The 17,660-nt window shown below is 37.4% G+C and carries 13 protein-coding genes; 10 read left to right on the plus strand and 3 right to left on the minus strand.

Translation table 11 applies throughout. The annotated features are described in order from the left end of the window. Positions 1-107 precede the first annotated feature (107 nt). Both ACPF63_RS05070 and mnmE read right to left on the minus strand, forming a co-directional pair. Entirely contained in the window at positions 108-458 is a 351-nt protein-coding gene (locus ACPF63_RS05070; RefSeq protein ID WP_426482233.1) for a helix-turn-helix domain-containing protein, read from the minus strand. Between the two features lie 519 nt (positions 459-977). Beyond that, positions 978-2,363, minus strand: a complete 1,386-nt coding sequence (mnmE, locus tag ACPF63_RS05075) for a tRNA uridine-5-carboxymethylaminomethyl(34) synthesis GTPase MnmE (protein WP_426482234.1) — start codon at positions 2,361-2,363, stop codon at positions 978-980. Positions 2,364-2,817: 454 nt separating this feature from the next. Between mnmE and ACPF63_RS05080 the strand changes: the two genes are divergently transcribed. Then, positions 2,818-3,870 (plus strand): hypothetical protein, encoded by a 1,053-nt coding sequence (locus ACPF63_RS05080; RefSeq protein ID WP_426482235.1) that lies wholly within the window; start codon positions 2,818-2,820, stop codon positions 3,868-3,870. Between the two features lie 16 nt (positions 3,871-3,886). Then, on the plus strand, positions 3,887-4,402 hold the full coding sequence (locus ACPF63_RS05085; protein WP_426482236.1) for a hypothetical protein: 516 nt from the start codon (positions 3,887-3,889) through the stop codon (positions 4,400-4,402). Positions 4,403-4,551: 149 nt separating this feature from the next. Here ACPF63_RS05085 and ACPF63_RS05090 read toward each other — a convergent pair whose 3' ends face one another. Further along, the gene (locus tag ACPF63_RS05090; RefSeq protein WP_047388015.1) at positions 4,552-5,022 is read right to left on the minus strand and encodes an Lrp/AsnC family transcriptional regulator; all 471 of its coding nucleotides are present in this window, start codon (positions 5,020-5,022) and stop codon (positions 4,552-4,554) included. Positions 5,023-5,166: 144 nt separating this feature from the next. Between ACPF63_RS05090 and ACPF63_RS05095 the strand changes: the two genes are divergently transcribed. The 8 genes from ACPF63_RS05095 to ACPF63_RS05130 all read left to right on the plus strand — a co-directional run bounded on the left by ACPF63_RS05095 (position 5,167) and on the right by ACPF63_RS05130 (position 17,545). After that, complete coding sequence (locus ACPF63_RS05095) at positions 5,167-6,555, plus strand: MFS transporter (RefSeq protein ID WP_426482237.1); 1,389 nt, start codon at positions 5,167-5,169, stop codon at positions 6,553-6,555. A 110-nt stretch (positions 6,556-6,665) separates the two neighbouring features. Further along, positions 6,666-7,412, plus strand: coding sequence for a metallophosphoesterase (locus ACPF63_RS05100; RefSeq protein WP_426482238.1), 747 nt, complete (start codon positions 6,666-6,668; stop codon positions 7,410-7,412). Positions 7,413-7,514: 102 nt separating this feature from the next. Then, entirely contained in the window at positions 7,515-8,429 is a 915-nt protein-coding gene (locus tag ACPF63_RS05105) for a helix-turn-helix domain-containing protein (RefSeq protein ID WP_077418560.1), read from the plus strand. A gap of 218 nt (positions 8,430-8,647) precedes the next feature. Then, positions 8,648-9,793, plus strand: a complete 1,146-nt coding sequence (locus ACPF63_RS05110; protein WP_180564168.1) for an efflux RND transporter periplasmic adaptor subunit — start codon at positions 8,648-8,650, stop codon at positions 9,791-9,793. Between the two features lie 9 nt (positions 9,794-9,802). Next, on the plus strand, positions 9,803-12,943 hold the full coding sequence (locus ACPF63_RS05115) for an efflux RND transporter permease subunit (RefSeq protein WP_426482239.1): 3,141 nt from the start codon (positions 9,803-9,805) through the stop codon (positions 12,941-12,943). A 16-nt stretch (positions 12,944-12,959) separates the two neighbouring features. Next, positions 12,960-14,372 (plus strand): efflux transporter outer membrane subunit, encoded by a 1,413-nt coding sequence (locus ACPF63_RS05120; RefSeq protein WP_426482240.1) that lies wholly within the window; start codon positions 12,960-12,962, stop codon positions 14,370-14,372. Positions 14,373-14,431: 59 nt separating this feature from the next. Next, positions 14,432-14,983, plus strand: coding sequence for a DUF2652 domain-containing protein (locus ACPF63_RS05125; RefSeq protein WP_047388034.1), 552 nt, complete (start codon positions 14,432-14,434; stop codon positions 14,981-14,983). A gap of 381 nt (positions 14,984-15,364) precedes the next feature. Continuing rightward, positions 15,365-17,545: an outer membrane beta-barrel protein gene (locus tag ACPF63_RS05130; protein ID WP_426482241.1), complete on the plus strand. Its 2,181-nt coding sequence runs from the start codon at positions 15,365-15,367 to the stop codon at positions 17,543-17,545. The last annotated feature ends 115 nt before the right edge of the window (positions 17,546-17,660 follow it).

Raw genomic sequence — 17,660 nt, forward strand, 5'->3', positions numbered from 1 at the left:
TGAAATTCAATTGAATATTGTCAAATTGGCTCATAGCAACAGCTATTGAAGTCCTCTAAAATATTATGAAGTCAATCTTTTCGGCATTAGGTCGCCATTGATTGGTTCTAATAAATTAGTGCTAAATCAAGTAATTTGATTCTTGTTTTTCTTACAGATAGGTTGATGGCTTTTAAACGGCCAGTATTGATTAGATAATAAACCATTTTCGCACTGCATTTCAATATCACAGAAGTCTCTTTTACAGTTAAGTATACGGGAGTGTTTATAGACTGATACTGCCGCTCTTCAAAACTTCGTATTGCTTGCCTGGCATAATTAATTTTTAGATTTCTTTGTTCAAGTTTATAAGCTTTTTTATTGCAGATATGACTGCAATATCGGGTAACGGTTGTTTTGGCTATAAATTTTGTACCACAATATTGGCAGACTTTTTCAATTCTGATGTTTGAGCTCATGATCAGATTTTTTAAGTCTTGAAGAATAGTTATTTAGGCCGAAGGCTACAATAATGGCATTAGGTTGTCATTATACCCCATGTTCAGGGGTCATTACATATAATCGGATGCAAAATTCATCCCAAAGTACAACCTAATCTAATAAAAAATATTTGAGCATTTTTTCTTCTCTTCGTTTAGATTGGTTTTTAAATTTGACTTTAATTTTTATAAATCAGCACATCTGGATTTGGAAAAACTAATAATTTCTCCAAATTAAGGGTAGATATAATCCAATAGTCTTTTTTATGGGTAAATTAATGACTATTAGAAGATATAAGACCCTGAAGTTCTATAGCAATTTTATTTTTCTTTTGCTTAAATTTTATGTTTTAATGCCAAAGGGGCAAGAAAAGGGGCAAAAATTGTAGCATCAGAACGTGTGAAATCACATAAATTGCATTAAATCAATAGGTTATTAAAATAGTCTCAAAAACCACAAAAAAACATAAATTGCTGTATATCAGTTGTTTATGTGTTCTATTTCCCGATACAAAACTTAGAAAAAATATTTCCCAACACCTCATCATTCGTAACCTCTCCGGAAATTTCTCCAAGATGTTCCAGGGCGTTTCTAAGCTCATAAGCCAGTAATTCTGTAGAAATCTGGGAGGAAATAGCTTCTTTTACCTTATGAACTGCTTCCAGAGACTTTCTAAGGGCTTCAAAGTGACGCTGGTTGGTGATCACAACGTTATTTTCTTCAGATTTTAAATGCTCAACATACGATGAAAGTTCGTTTTTCAGATCCTGAATGTTTTGATTTTCAACAGCTGATATTTTGATAAAATCAAACTCGTGAGAAATGGCATTTCTGAAAATATTCTCTACTGTTTCATATTTGGTAGGAATCACTTCGTCAATTTTTGTTGCACAGATAATCAGTTTCAGATCTTCTCTCAGCAGCGACTGAATCATTTCAATATCTTCCGAAAAATCTTCAGTAGCAGCATCAGCCAGATAAACAAGAATATTGGCGTTCTCTACTTTTTCTTTTGCTTTTTTTACCCCGATAGCTTCAATTTCGTCCACTGTTTCGCGAAGTCCTGCCGTATCAATCAGTCGGAAGGCGTGGCCTTTTATATGAAGAATTTCCTCAATGGTATCTCTGGTGGTTCCGGCAATATTACTTACAATCGCTCTTTCTTCCTTCAAAAGAGAGTTTAGCAGCGTAGATTTTCCGGCATTCGGTTTTCCGATGATGGCAACGGCTGTCCCGTTTTTAATGGCATTTCCGTATTGGAAACTTTCAATCAGAGAATTTAATTTTAATTCAATTTTATCCAATAATCCGTTCAGAGCAGTTCGGTCTGCAAATTCTACATCTTCTTCAGCAAAATCCAGTTCCAGCTCAATCAGAGAAACAAAATTCAGAAGATCCGTTCTTAGTAAAGAAATTTCATTGGTAATTCCTCCTTTCAGTTGATTGATGGCTACCTTTCTGGAAGCTTCGTTATCAGAGGCAATCACATCAGCAATGGCTTCTGCCTGGGAAAGGTCAATTCTTCCATTAATAAAAGCACGAAGTGTAAATTCACCTGCTTTGGCCATTCTCGCTCCGTTTTTGATCAGTGTTTCAAGAATACGTTTTCCGATATGCGGCGAGCCGTGAAATGCAATCTCCACAGAGTTTTCAGTGGTGAAACTTTTTGGTGCCAGAAAGATGGAAAGCATTACTTCATCAATGGCTTCCTCCTCATCCATAAAATAACCGTAATGAATGGTATGGGATTTCTGTTTTTCCAGATTTTTTGCCGGAAAACTTTTCTGAACTACAGATAAAGCTTCATTTCCTGAAACCCGGATGATGCCTAAAGCACCTATTCCATTGGCAGTAGCCAGTGCACATATCGTATCATTATTCATGCTGCAAATTTACGTTTTTTAATATGAATTTTCGCTGACGTCTGTTATTCAGATTATCTATTGTTGTATTCGGATGAAAAACAGAGAAGAGTGAATCCAGATACAATTCATCATGGTTTTGATCATTTTGTATTGTGAATAAGGATGCTGTATGTAAAAACAGGATTCTTTATTCCATCACCTGATTAGGGATGAAAAAGAATATTTAAACTTTTAAATAATATAAAAAAATTCTTAATTGTGATCTTTTTTAAAGGTTTAATGTGTTTTAATATAGTGTTTTGTGAATGTTTTGATAGGATTGTTAAATACGGATTTTGATGAGTGTTTTAAGATTATAAAAAATTAAACACCTGTTTGGTATGTTAATTGATTCTTAGTCCGTCGATGATGTTGAAAATTTAAATATTTTCCAATTAAACAATAATAATCTGTTAAAATATTGTAAATGTGCATGAATAAATTATTTTTTTTAAAAATTAATAAAAAAGTCATTTTTTTATTAATGCTCTTTTTCAGCGCTGTAACATATGCTCAGTGTATTCCTTACACAGGACAGGCCATGACCAGTGGAAATACCTATTGTCTTAATGGCAGCCTTAGTGTAAGTACGAATATAAGTATTCCGAATGGGGCAACACTTGTCATTCAATCCGGGCAGCTTCAATCTAATAGTATTCAGGTTGATGGGGTTCTGGAAATCGGTGATGGAGCCAGTGTTAAATCTACAGGAACAGTGAAAGTGGGAACTTTCGGATCTCAGAAAAACTCAAAAATTAAATTAGGAACCAAATCCTTCTTATCTCTTGTAGGATCGGTAGTTCAGGAAGATCCAACTTTTGGAGGATTTTACCCTGGAACAACCTCAGTTATTGAAATGGGAACAAACAGTGTTGTAGAGATTTGCGGAACATTTACCCAGCAGTCTACAACGTATCCTTCTGTTGAATATATTGGAATTCCTACCGGAAAAGCTTACTGTATCGCAAAAGCAGACGTAAGTGGGGGTGGGGGAGCTTCTATTATTAGTGATGATAGTCAGATTGTAACAATTGCCATGGGATCTGTCACAGGATTAGGGATGGGGAATTCAAGCTTCTGCGGTCCTAATGCAACAAAAGCCATGTGTCCGGGTCTTTGGCCTGAAGGACTATCCGAAGATAAAACAAGTTGTGGGAATGCTCCGGTTATCATCGATGACCTGGATGGGTTCTGTACAAAACCAGCGGTTTCAGGAACACCTGATGGATTTACGAAATTCGGAATTACAGTACAGCAGAAAAATAATGCCTGGCCGGAAAATATACCTAATGGATTCCTGGCCATGGAATCAAAAAATAAAGGTTTTGTCATGACGAGAGTTCAGCATGTAAGCCAGACACCGCAATCTGATGATGCCATTGCCGATCCGAAAGAAGGAATGCTTTTATATGATATCCAGGACAAATGCGTAAAGCTTTATAACGGGACAGAATGGAAATGTGTGCAAAAAAGCTGTAATGATTAATCTAACCACTAAGAGTATGAAAAATATAAGAAATATAAGTATAGCCATTGCCCTGATCGTTTTTAATTCATTTTTTGCGCAGATAGCTATCGGAAAACAGACAGTGGATGGAAACAGTACCGTATTGGATTTTGATAATGTTCCCGGAAATACAAAAGGCTTGATTCTTCCTGCAACATCCGGATTTCCAACCGGAACTCTGGTAAATGGAACACTGATCTTTGATGTTACGGATAATAAAGTGAAAGTCTACGAAAATGACACATGGAAGTCTTTGTCTGATGCTGGTAATTCAAGTGCGGTTATCGTCAATAACTCTGCGGAATCAGGTAAAGGAGTGATTATGGGAGAGGCAGCAAGTACTGCTGATGGAGTATTGGTTCTTGAATCTCAGGATAAAGCAATGATTCTTCCAAAAGTAGCAGCACCGCATCTTAGCGTAAAAAATCCTTATCCCGGTATGATCTGTTATGATACAACCAGCAAAACACTGGCAATATTTGACGGATCAGTCTGGAATTACTGGAAATAATTAAAATAATAGAAAGAGGTCATCTCAAAAGCTAAATTATTGGCTTTTGTCATGCTGACGTAGAAAGAATCTCATTTCTGAACTGCATTTGCAGGCTGTCTGTATTCAGAGTGGCAGTTTTGGGACAACCTCTTTTTTTATTTCTGAGTTTAAACAATCTGAGCACTTTCCTTGATGCTGTTCATCACAAAAATACTCTTGGTCTGGCCAATTCCTTCAATTTCTGATAATTTGTTCACAAAAAACTCATGGAACTCATCCATATTGGGAGCAAGGATCTTCAGCATAAAATCAAAATCCCCGCTGATATTGTAAAACTCTACAACTTCCTTCAGTTTGCCCACTTCCTCAATGAATTTTCCCGCTGTTTTCTTATTGTGAACACTCAGTGCGATCATACAGATCACCATCATTCCTTTATTGACCTTTTTACGGTCTACTACAGCGGTATATTCTTTAATGATTCCTTGTTTTTCCATACGTTTAATACGCTCATGCGTAGGAGTAGGACTCAAGTTGATTCTTGCCGAAATATCTCGGACACTCATTTTTGCATCTTTCTGAAGAAGTCGCAGGATAGACAAGTCTTTTTCGTCAGGGATATAATTTTCAGTTGCCATTTTGTTCTGTTTTTATGGATTGTTGTTTGATTTATCAGTAGTTTTGTTCTTTAATGTGTTTTGTATCTTTAATATTGTTCCAAATTTAAGGTTAAATTTTCAAATACGTTCTGTAAATTTTAATTTTGCAGGAAATTTGAATATATGGATACAAGGAAGAATGTAATATTAATTTTAGCATCGGTGGGAACATTTGTGGAGGCTTTGGATATTGCCATTATTAATTTAACAATTCCTTCTATTCAACAGCAGTTTCAGATCGGAGCGGAGACTGTTCAATGGCTGCAGACACTTTATGTATTGTTCTTTGGAGGATTTCTGATTATTGGTGGAAAGCTTTCAGATCAGATTGGAAGAAAGAAAATGTTCTTACTCGGAGCATTGATTTTTATGCTCACTTCATTGGGAGCAGGATTATCTCAAAACTTTGAAGTGCTGGCAATATTCCGTGCTTTACAGGGATTGGGAGCTGCATTGGTGATGCCTTCTGCATTATCCATTGTGACCAATACATTCAGAGGAGAACAGGAAAGAAACCATGCTATCGGAATTTTCAGTTCATTTGCTGCAATCGGTTCAGGAAGCGGCCTTTCGGTAGGAGGAATTATCAGTACTTACCTAAGCTGGCACTGGGTTTTCCTGATTAATGTACCTATTCTTCTTGTAACACTTGTGCTCTCTTACTTCTATCTCCCTGCAGATGAGAAAAATGAAACCGCACAGAAAACAGATATGATTTCCGGAATATTAATGGTGCTTGGGCTTTTAAGTCTTACTTACGGTACCCATGAATTGGTGCATATTAAAGAACAGCCGTTCATGGTTGTAGGTTCCTTGATTCTGGCAATACTGCTTTTGGTTATGGTATATTACCGACTGAAATCTGTTGCAGAACCTTTAGTTGATTTAAAATTATTCAGACATCAATCTTTAGTGGTTTCCAATGCTGTATTCTTTACGTTGGGAGCATTTTTTATCGGGTTTTTATTCCTGATTTCACTGATGCTTCAGAAAGATATGGGTTATAGCGCTGCTTCTGCAGGATTAATGCTTGTTCCGTTCAGTATCATATCTGCTCTGACGGCTAAATTTATTCTGCCTCATATATCAAAGCGTCTGAGTTCATCCCAGATGGGAGTTTTAGGATGGTTGTTTATGCTGATGGGAGGATTGTCACTGTTGATCTCTGTTTATACCGGACATCCGCTAGCTGTAGTTTTATTAGGCGCAGCATGTATTTCGGGGGTAGGAATGACATTTTGTTTTACCGCACTTTCTGTAATGGGAATCCAGGATGTTGAACCTTCAAACTACGGATTGGCATCAAGTTTGAGCTCTACAAGTTACTTTTTGGGAGCCGGGATTGGATTATCATTCATGACTTTAATGAGCCAGATCTTTCCTTCAGAGTTTTCAGTAGGAAGTCTGAATCTGATTGTTTTAATCAGTTATGCTCTTATAGCGCTCGGAATGTTGTTTTATTTTATATTGAAAAGCTTAAAAGTGAAGCAGGCAGAAGTTGTTGTTTCATAACAGGCAGTCTAAAAATACACAAACTATATGACGAAGAATCGGTGCTTAGGTATCGGTTCTTTTTTTGTCTTTCCACATCACTTCATTACCTTTGTTTTTTACTACACATCATGAAAATACAGATCATCAGTGATCTTCACCGGGAGTTTGGGAGTACGGAATTATGTTTTGATCATTCTGATATTGTTGTTTTGGCAGGTGATGTCAATTTGGGAACCAAAGGAATTGAATGGATTAAAAATGCAATTCCCAATAAACCTGTAATATATGTTTTGGGTAATCATGAATATTATAAAGGGTCCTACCCAAAAACACTCAATAAGATCAAAGAAGCTGCCTTCTGTTCTAATATTCACGTACTGGAAAATTCATTTTCAGATATTGACGGTATTCGTTTTCACGGTGCAACCTTATGGACGGATTTTTCCATCTTTGGGAATCCGGTTCAGTACGGAATGCTTTGTCAGTCTAAAATGAATGACTATAAAATGATCAGAAGAGATCCTTCCTATTCCAAAATGAGGACATTGGATACCTTTAAAATCCATCAGTTTTCAAAACAATGGCTGAAGGAAAGTCTTGAAGATTCAAAAGGACTTAAAAATATAGTCATTACCCATCACGCACCCAGTATACAATCTGTTCCGGAATATTACAAAGAGGATCCGTTAACAACAGCCTATGCTTCTGATCTGGAAGATTTAATTACGCACTATCAGCCACTATACTGGATTCATGGGCATATTCATACTCCGTGCAGATATAAAATCGGAGAAACAGAAATTATCTGTAATCCTCATGGCTATATTGATGAAAAATACAACGGATATGATAAAGAATTGCTGATTGTTGTTTAGGAAACAATAAAAAGTAAAATCCGATTATTTGCCTTCTTAGCTCTCTTTACTTCTTGGCTCTTTTTCCTTTTTCAATTATCTTCGTGCTTAATTTTCTTTCCAATGTCTAAAAAATCGCAGCCAAAATCTGATTTTGTTTCGCAGCTAGCATTTGATGAAGTGTTGCAGCAGGTGGAATTTGATCTTAGAATCAAGGAATTTGTGGTGATGGAAATTGATAAGGCTAATTATATCATACAGCCGAATATTCCTTACCGCTCAGATTATTTCTGCATTTTCATGATACAGAAGGGCGGGGTCACATTTAGGTTGGATGACAAAAGCTATGAAGTCTCCAAAGGTGATATTGTTTTTTGCCCAATGTTAGAAACTTTTTGGCTGGATGAAATTACTGAAGACTATGATGCTAAGTATATATTCTTTTCATTGAATTTTATTTCTGACGCAGGTTTTAATTATAAGTCAAATAATGTTCTGAAGAGCCTTTCGTCAGATCCTACTCATATCATCAGGAATGAATCTGATGTGTACAGGAAACTGAATTTCCATCTCGATGAACTTAAAGTGTTGAATGATAAGGAAAAAGATAATTATTATTTTAATGAAATGATCTGGCATCATTTTTCGCTAGTCATCTATGAAATTGATAATTACTTCAAGAAAACAGAAAAACCTCATCAGGTAACCAATAGAGAAGATGAGTTGACGACCAGCTTTTTCACGCTGGTTCAGCGTCATTTCAAAGAAGAGCATAACGTGCAGTTCTATGCCGATAAGCTTTTTATCAGCCGTAAATACCTTACGAAAGTCATTAATAAAACGGTGTTCAAATCCCCAAGAGATATTATCCATCAGGTTTTAGCGGTAGAAGCCAGATTGCTGCTAAGAAATCCTAACCTGAATATTGCAGAAGTCGCCTCTCAATTAAAGTTTTCAGATCAGGCGTCTTTCAGTAAGTTTTTCAAAAAACATGTGGGAAGATCCCCTTTGGAATACAGAAAGGATGATTTGTATTGATAATGAGTTATTTATGGTTTTAAGACGTCTTTTTACCAAATTTAAACTATAATTTCGATTAAAAATAACAAATAGTACCATTTATATTGTCTATGGATGATATTTCTCATGTTTTTTGAAATAAGGAGTCTTTTTGACAAAACAAGAGGTTTTTTGAATAATCCTATTGAATTTTTTTCGTTCGATTTTTGTCCGGAAAATTTAAAAGGACTATTGTTATGCAAAGATTTTTTATTCAAAAATCAACCCTACTTTTCCTCTCACTAATCGTTTTGACGGGGTGTAGGAAAGATAATCAAAACCAAGGCTATCAGCAGCAGGCACCGGAATTACCTGTGGCAAAAGTGACCCAGGGAGACGCCTCTCTTTCCAGAGAATATGCAGCATCTGTAGAGGGTGTTTCCAATGTGGAAATCAGACCTCAGGTAACAGGATATTTAAGCAAAATTTATGTAGATGAAGGAGACTTTGTGAGAGCAGGGCAGCCGTTATTCAAAATTGAAGATCAGGTTTTTCGCGAGCAGCTGAAAAGTGCTCAGGCAGCTTTGATCACTGCTCAGGCCACCCTTTCAACTTCTAAAATTGATCTTGACAGGAAAAAAGAACTGTTCAGAAATAAAATGGTTTCAGAAATTCAGGTAAAAGAAGCTGAAGCTGCTTACAATGGAGCAAGAGGAGCCGTAAGCCAATCTACATCCACTATTGAATCAGCTAAAATCAATATGAATTTCTCTACCATCAAAGCTCCGGTAAGTGGATTTATCGGGAGATTCAACTATCGTTTGGGAAGTTTGATGACGCCGGGGAATCAGGAACCGATTACCTTATTGTCAGATATTCATCAGGTATATACATATTTCAGTTTGAGCGAAAATGATTTTAATAATTTCCAAAAACAGTATGTAGGAAACAACATTGATGAAGTGATCAAAAATACTCCGGCAGTATCATTACTTCTTTCCGGTGGTGAGCAATATGCTGAAAAAGGAAAGATTGATGCCGTGGAAGGACAGTTTAATAAGACAACCGGATCAATTACATTAAGAGCAAAATTCAACAATCCCAATAATCTTTTAAGAAGCGGAAATACCGGTAAAATTGTATTGGATCAGTTCTACAGCAATGTTGTTTTACTTCCTATTGTTTCTACCAGAACTATTCAGGATAAAGTGTTTGTGTTCACAATTAAGGGTGGAAAAGCAGCAATGGTTCCCATTGAAGTGAATGGAAAAGCCGGCGATAACTTCATTGTAGCCAAAGGACTTAAGGCAGGAGATGAATATATTACCAGCGGCTTTGACCGATTACAGCCGGGAACCCCTGTCGTGGCACAAAAGAAAAATGCTCAACAGAAAAAATCGTAAGAAGAAATCATGTTAAAGAAAATTATAAAAAGACCCGTACTGGCAACGGTTATTTCCGTATTGCTTGTTATACTGGGGATTGTCGGGATGGTAAGCCTTCCGATTACCAAATTTCCGGACATTGCACCGCCTACTGTTATGGTAACTGCTGCTTATCCTGGAGCCAATGCTGAAACGATTGCCAGGTCGGTAGCGCCACCTTTGGAAAATGCTATCAACGGAGTGGAAAATATGGATTACATTACTTCTACCGCAAGTAATGACGGAACATTAAGCATTACTGTTATTTTCAAACTGGGAACAGATCCCGATCAGGCAGCGATTAATGTGCAGAACAGAGTAGCACAGGTGACCAACCAGCTTCCTGCGGAGGTAATTCAGGCAGGAATCACAACAGTGAAAAGACAGAACAGTATGATTGCGATGGTTTCGCTGACCAGTAAAGATGGAAAAATGAACGACCTTTTCCTTGAAAACTATGCGAAAATCAACATCGTTCCGGAGCTGAAAAGGGTAAAAGGAGTAGGAGATGCAATGGTGTATGGAAATAAAGATTACTCTATGCGTATCTGGCTTGACCCGAATAAGCTGACTTCATACAATCTTACCCCATCCGATGTTTCCCGTGCCATTCAGACCCAAAACCTGGAAGCAGCACCCGGAAGATTAGGAGAGAGAAGTAAAGAAGTAATGGAATATGTTCTTCGGTACAAAGGTAAGTTTACAGAGCCTGAGCAATATGAAAATATCACCATCAAAGCATTGAACGACGGTTCTGTTTTAAAACTAAAAGATATTGCCAAAGTGGAATTCGGAGCATACAGCTATACGGTTTCTTCCAATTATAATAAAAAAGCTTCCGTAACGATGGCGATCTTCCAGATGGCAGGATCTAATGCGAATGAAGTGCAGATTGCTCTTCAGGAGAGAATGAAAGAGTTGGAAAAATCTTTCCCGGAAGGAATGGATTATGAAATTCCATACGCAACAAAAGAAGCGTTGGATCAATCCATAGAGCAGGTGATTCATACATTGATAGAAGCATTTATCCTGGTATTCATTGTGGTGTATATCTTCCTTCAGGATTTCCGTTCAACCCTGATTCCGGCCATTGCAGTTCCGGTATCTATTATAGGAACTTTCTTCTTTATGAAGGTTTTCGGATTCTCTATTAATATTCTTACGCTGTTTGCCCTGGTATTGGCGATTGGTATTGTAGTGGATGACGCTATTGTAGTGGTGGAAGCGGTTCACGCCAAGATGGAGCATAAAAAACTGAATCCGAGAGCTGCCACGATGTCGGCAATGAGTGAGATTACAGGAGCTATTGTTTCTATTACGTTGATCATGTCTGCCGTATTCGTTCCGGTAGCCTTTATGAGTGGCTCCACAGGATTGTTTTACCAGCAGTTTGCCTTGACGTTAGCAATTGCAATTGTGATTTCAGCAATCAATGCATTGACACTGAGCCCGGCGCTGTGTGCTTTATTCTTAAAACAACACCATCCGGGAACGCATGAAAAAATGAATTTCAAAGACCGTTTCTTTGCAGGATTCAATGCGAGCTTCAATAAGCTGACTTTCCGATATGGTAAAGCTGTACTCTTCCTTTTAAAAAGAAAATGGGTGGCCCTGATCATCATTGTGGCCTTCGGAGGATTGTTTGCATGGATGTCTATGACAACACCTAAAGGATTTATTCCGGATGAAGACCAGAGTTTTATTATTGTAACAGCAAACCTTGCTCCGGGAGCATCAAAGGACAGAACTTCAAAAGTAGTTTCCGACACAGAAGACCTATTGATGAAAAATCCTGCTGTGGACAAAGTAATTTCAGTAGACGGATTAAACCTGTTCAGTGGTTCCATGTCATCTTCTGCAGCTTCTATTTTTGTTAAATTAAAAAAAGGAGGCGAGAGAGGAGCTGTGAATAACATCAATGACATTATAGGCCAGACGCAGGGTATGCTTTCTCAGGATAAAAGAGCCAATTTCCTTGTGATCAATACGCCAACGGTAGACGGTTTCGGAAATACAAGTGGTATGGAGCTTGTGCTTCAGGACCGTACAAACGGAGAACTTCAGAATTTGGGAAATATCTCCTATGGAATGATGGGAGCCCTGATGCAGAGACCGGAAGTGGCGGTAGCATTTACCACCTTCGATGTTACGTATCCTCAGTTTGAAGTACTTGTAGATGAAGTGAAGTCTGCCCAGCTGGGAGTGAATGTTTCTGAAGTACTGGGAGTAATGCAGGGATATTACGGAAGTATTCAGGCTTCAGATTTCAACAGATTTGGAAAGTATTACAGAGTTCTGGTACAGTCTACTCCGGAAACAAGACAGGATAAAGAATCCCTGAACGGAATTTTCGTTAAAAATAATTTAGACCAGATGGTTCCTATTAATACATTGGTAAGCCTTAAACAGGTAACGGGAGCTGAAGTGGTAGACCGTTTCAATCTATTCAACTCATCCAACTTAACGGTAATAGCTGCTCCGGGATACAGTACAGGACAGGCGATGGCCGCAATTGAAGAGGTGAGCAAGCAGGTACTTCCTCCGGGATATACTTATGATTATAAAGGAATGAGCCGTGAAGAAGCAGGTTCAAGCTCGCAATCTGTCATGATTTTCGGATTATGTATCGTTTTTGTATTCTTCCTTTTGTCCGCACAATATGAAAGTTATATCCTTCCATTAGCTGTATTGATTGCTATTCCGGTAGGACTTTCAGGAGTATTTGTCGGAATTACATTCGCGGAGCTGTCTAACAATATTTATGTACAGATTGCTCTCGTTATGTTGATTGGACTTTTAGCGAAGAATGGTATCCTGATTGTGGAATTTGCTATTCAGAGACGTAGAGCAGGGAAAAGTCTTATTGCATCTGCAGTGGAAGGAGCAAAAGCACGTTTACGTCCTATTTTGATGACCTCTCTGGCATTTATTACCGGATTGCTGCCATTGATCTTTGTGGTAGGGCCTTCAGCGATGGGTAACCATTCTATCGGATATGCGGCCATTTCAGGGATGCTTTTCGGAACGATCTTAGGAATTTTTGTGGTTCCTGTTCTTTTTGTGGTATTCCAGGCTTTGCATGAGAGGATCAATGGAAAGGTAGTAACGGATGCGGATTGGGAATATTAATTCAAATGATTTAAAAATGAAAATTAAAAATATAGCATATATCGCACTCATTTCGGGGACGGCAATTTCCTGTAAAGTTCAGAAATATGAGCAGCCTGAGGTAAAAATGCCTGAAGTCTTCAGAAGCGATAGTATTGTTTCAGGGCAAAATGAAAATATTGCTAAAATCAGCTACAAAGATTTTTTCAAAGATCCGGTTCTGGTAAGCTTGATTGATAAAGCGATGGTACAGAATAATGATCTTCAGGTGGCTTTAAAGCAGATAGAATTTGCCTCCCTGGCGTATACTCAGAGTAAATGGGGAAATATCCCGACGATCGGTGCTTCTGCCAATGCGAATATCAACCGTCCCTCAGACAACAGTATGAACGGAATGATGGCCGGACAGTTCATGGGGAAAAGGTATATGGAAGATTATACAACTTCTCTTAGTTTTTCATGGGAAGCAGATATCTGGGGTAAGATCAAAGGCAGAAAAGAGCAGGCTTTAGCAGAATATCTTAAAACACAGGAAGCAGCAAAGGCGGTAAAAACACAAGTGGTGTCTGCTGTAGTGCAGGGATATTATAATCTGCTGATGCTGGATACTCAGCTGGAAATTACAAAATCCAATCTGGCATATGCTGATAATACGTTGAAGTTTCTGACCAAACAGCAGGAACTGGGATTAACGACAGCTTTGGCAGTGCAGCAGCAGGAAATTGTAAAAGATCAGATTCTGAAATCAATTCCTGCAATTGAAAGTTCTGTGACAACCCAGGAAAATGCTTTGAGCCTGCTGACAGGTTCAATGCCCGGGAAAATTGAAAGAAGTGCAAGCCTGAACAATGTACAGTCTCCGGATCATTTTGCAGCAGGAGTTCCTTCAGAATTATTAAGCTACAGACCGGATATTAAAACGGCTGAGCTTGACGTAAGAAAGAGTGCTGCAGCGATTCACGTTGCCAAAATGAGTATGTATCCGTCACTGAATATTACAGCACAGGGTGGTGTAAATGCTTTCCAGATCAGTAAATGGTTCAGTGTTCCGGGATCTCTTTTCGGAATGGTGGCAGGAGCAGTAGCACAGCCTATTTTGAATGGAAAACAGTTGAAAACGCAGTATGAACAGTCTAAAGTAGTTGCTGATCAGGCGGAAATCAACTTTAAACAGTCTGTTTTAAAAGCGGTAGCCGAAGTTTCTGATGCATTGGTACAAATTCAAAAACTGGAAGAGCAGCAGAAAATTGCAGAAGGGCTGGCCGTGAAATCCGGTGAAGCAGTGAAAAAAGCTGATCTGTTATTTAAATATAATTCAGCAACTTATGTAGAGGTGATCATTGCCCAATCGAATAAACTTCAGGCAGAACTGGAACTGGCTTCTCTGAAAACCCAGAGACTGAATGCTATAACAGCACTTTACCGCTCAGTAGGAGGCGGGTGGCAATAAAGTAAAATTGAATCTGCTTCGTCTGTAATGATGAAGCAGGTTTTTAATCCATTATCATTATGAAGACAAATATACAGGAGGGAATCATTTTAATTCCGGATTTCAGCGGATTTACCGAATTTGTGTTCAATACAAAATTGTATACAGGCGAGTATATTGTAAGACAGCTATTGTCTACACTGATTGATGTGAACGATCAGTATTTTGAAATTTCCGAGATTGAGGGAGATGCCATTTTATTTTACCGTTATGATGAAAATCCGTCTTACCAGAGCATTTCAAAAATGCTGTGGAAGATGAGAAGTGCTTTCAACAGAAAGATAGAGGAGCTGAGTAAGAGTTTAAGCACTACCATTGATCTGGCTCTCAAGTTTATTGTTCATTATGGATCTTTTTCACAATACAATATTGGAAACTTCAGAAAACTATATGGGAAAACTATTGTGGAAGCCCATCAGCTTTTGAAAAACGGACTGGCAGAACAGCCTTCTTATGCTCTTTTCAGCAATTCTTTTCTGGAAAACAGCAAAAATAAGGAGTCGGATTTTAATAAGGATCCACGTCGTCTGCCTGAAGTAGGCGTTATCCATTATTTTGAAAATTTAAACTAGCATATATTTTTTAATATTATTCCTTGTAAATTTGCTATTGCTAGCGGCCCGGGTGAGATCCGGGCTTTTTTGTTGGTAAGACTTTTAGAAATTGAATGAATGAACAACTTATTTTCATAATGAAGACTCTCATATCAATGACAAATTGTAAAGTTTTTTAATAAAAATTAAATTACAGATAAAACATGTTTTTAAGAATATTTATTATGGAAGTGATTTATATTGTGTTTGTTTATTAAAAAATTTCCACTGTTTTCCGGTTTATGCTTCTGTTTTTAATTGATATCTTGCTGGGAATTAAGGATTTATTTTTTTTTTTTTACTTTTTGATGTAACAAACTTGTGAAGATAATGGTCTTATAGAAAAAACTATAATTTCACATGAAAGTAATCTTATTTCCAATAGCGATACTAGCAGGTTCATTTGCAATGGCTCAGCAGGCCCCGGCAGCAAAGGATACTGTAAAAGGAAATACAAAAGAAATAGAAGCGGTTACCCTGGTTGCCAGAAAGCCGACCGTAGAATCTAAAGTAGACAGAACTGTATTTAATGTAGCCAACAGTGCAATTCTGGCAGGAAATACAACATGGGACGTTCTTAGAATGACTCCTTTGGTAAGCATAGATAATAATGATGATGTAAAAGCCGAAGGACAGATGGTTACAGTATACATCAATGATAGAAAATCGGTTTTTACAGGGAAGGAATTAAAGGAATATCTTAAGACAATTCCTGCCGATAACCTGATGAAAATTGAAGTGATTACCAGTCCTTCTTCACGTTATGAAACGTCAGGTTCCGTCATCAATATTGTTTTGAAGAAAAGGGATGATGAAGGTTTAAAAGGAAGTATATCTTTCAACAACAGACAAAGTACCAAGAACTCACAATACACAAATTTTAATCTCAACTATCATAAGAAAAAATTTACCCAAACTCTTATTGGAAGTTATAATGACGGAACTTATGTGCAGAAGAATCAGACATGGGATAACCGTTATGCTGAAAATAAACTTACTCAGTTTAATCTGGAAAATGTAATGAGAAATGAAAGTCCATCTCTTTCTTCCACTTCAGAGTTTGAAATCAATGATAAAAATAATTTCGGACTTGTACTGGAGTATTCCCAGAACAGGAATTTGCTTTCAGCAGAATCTGATGGGATGACTACAAAAGATGGAGATCCGGGTGAATCTTTTCACCAAATTCAAAATAACTGGGGATTCAGCCGTAATCTGGGTACTAATGCTTTCTATAAATACTATGATAAAGAAAAAAATAGAATTTTAGATATTAATTTAGGAACCAATTATTCCAGTAATGACAATGATAATTTGATTGACAAGCAGATTAATAAGCAGGGTGTGATAACCAATCAGCAGCTGGGGTCTATCAGTTCCAATCAGATGCGTAATTATTATCTGAAAATAGATTATACACAACCTTTTGGTAAAACAGGAGGTACGATGGAAGTAGGAGGGAAAACGGAATTGAACAATCATGTTATTCCTAACAGTCTCTATGGATTCAGTATTGATAATGGTACACCGGAATACGCTAATCTTTCCAAAAACGACAGATTCCATTATGAAGATCATCTGAGCTCTTTATATGCCAATTATAGCAAAACATTTTTCGAAAAACTGGAAACAAGAGTCGGAATCCGATATGAATATATTGATTATAAAGTGAGACAGGATGTGGCAGGTACAGAGAGAAGAGATTCTTACGGAACTTTTCTTCCCAATCTATTGCTGAAATACAATTTTTCAGAGAAATTTGATTTGAGTCTTACCTATAACCGAAGTATCTGGAGACCTTGGTATTCTGAATTTAACCCTTTTGTGACGCCTGAAATTAATGGAACGTATTCCAGAGGAAACCTTTATCTGAATCCAAACCCCAACGACAGGCTTTATCTGAAATTCGGAATTTTGAAAAAGTATTTTCTTTCCGCAAGATATATGCACACCAATCAGGATTACTGGACTACTTATGTAACGGAAAACGGAAGAACAGTTTCTCTACCAGGGAACTTTGATGGAAAAGTTGAAAAATATTACCTTTTTGCCAATACCAATCAGAACTTCCTGAAAAATAAACTGAATGTAAATGCCGGATTTGGATGGTATTACATTAATAATAAAGATTTTAACGAGAAAAATAAACTAGGTGCCAAAGATTATATCAGTTATTGGGGAGCCTCTGCGAATGTTTCTTATACCAACCTTTTCAATAAAAACATTAATCTGAGTGCATGGGTGGAACTTGCCAATCAGAACAATGGAAATTCATATGCGAATAATACCAACGTATTCCACAATATTTCAGTCACCAAAATATTCCCGAAAACTCAGATGGAACTGAGCATGCAGCTGATGAATATTTTCAAAAGACCTTATGGTGATAACACGACTTACAGCCAGGATGGGACTTTCAGAGAGTATTCAAAATGGGATTGGTACGGAGTTTCTCTTACGTTTGTAAAACGTTTCGGAAACCAGAAGGTAAAAGAAAATACAAAAACCGATGTAGAGAAAAATGGTGGCGGCGGAAAATAATCATAATATTTGTTAGATCGATGAAAGCAGGTTCCCAATTGGAATCTGCTTTTTATTTTCCTGAAATATTTATGCTTAATGATCTTAGTATAGCAAAAAATCTACACTGAAGTTT

Origin of the sequence: Chryseobacterium sp. R2ACT005, from assembly GCF_049949215.1 — a bacterium.
In the GTDB taxonomy this organism is placed as follows: Bacteria; Bacteroidota; Bacteroidia; order Flavobacteriales; family Weeksellaceae; genus Chryseobacterium.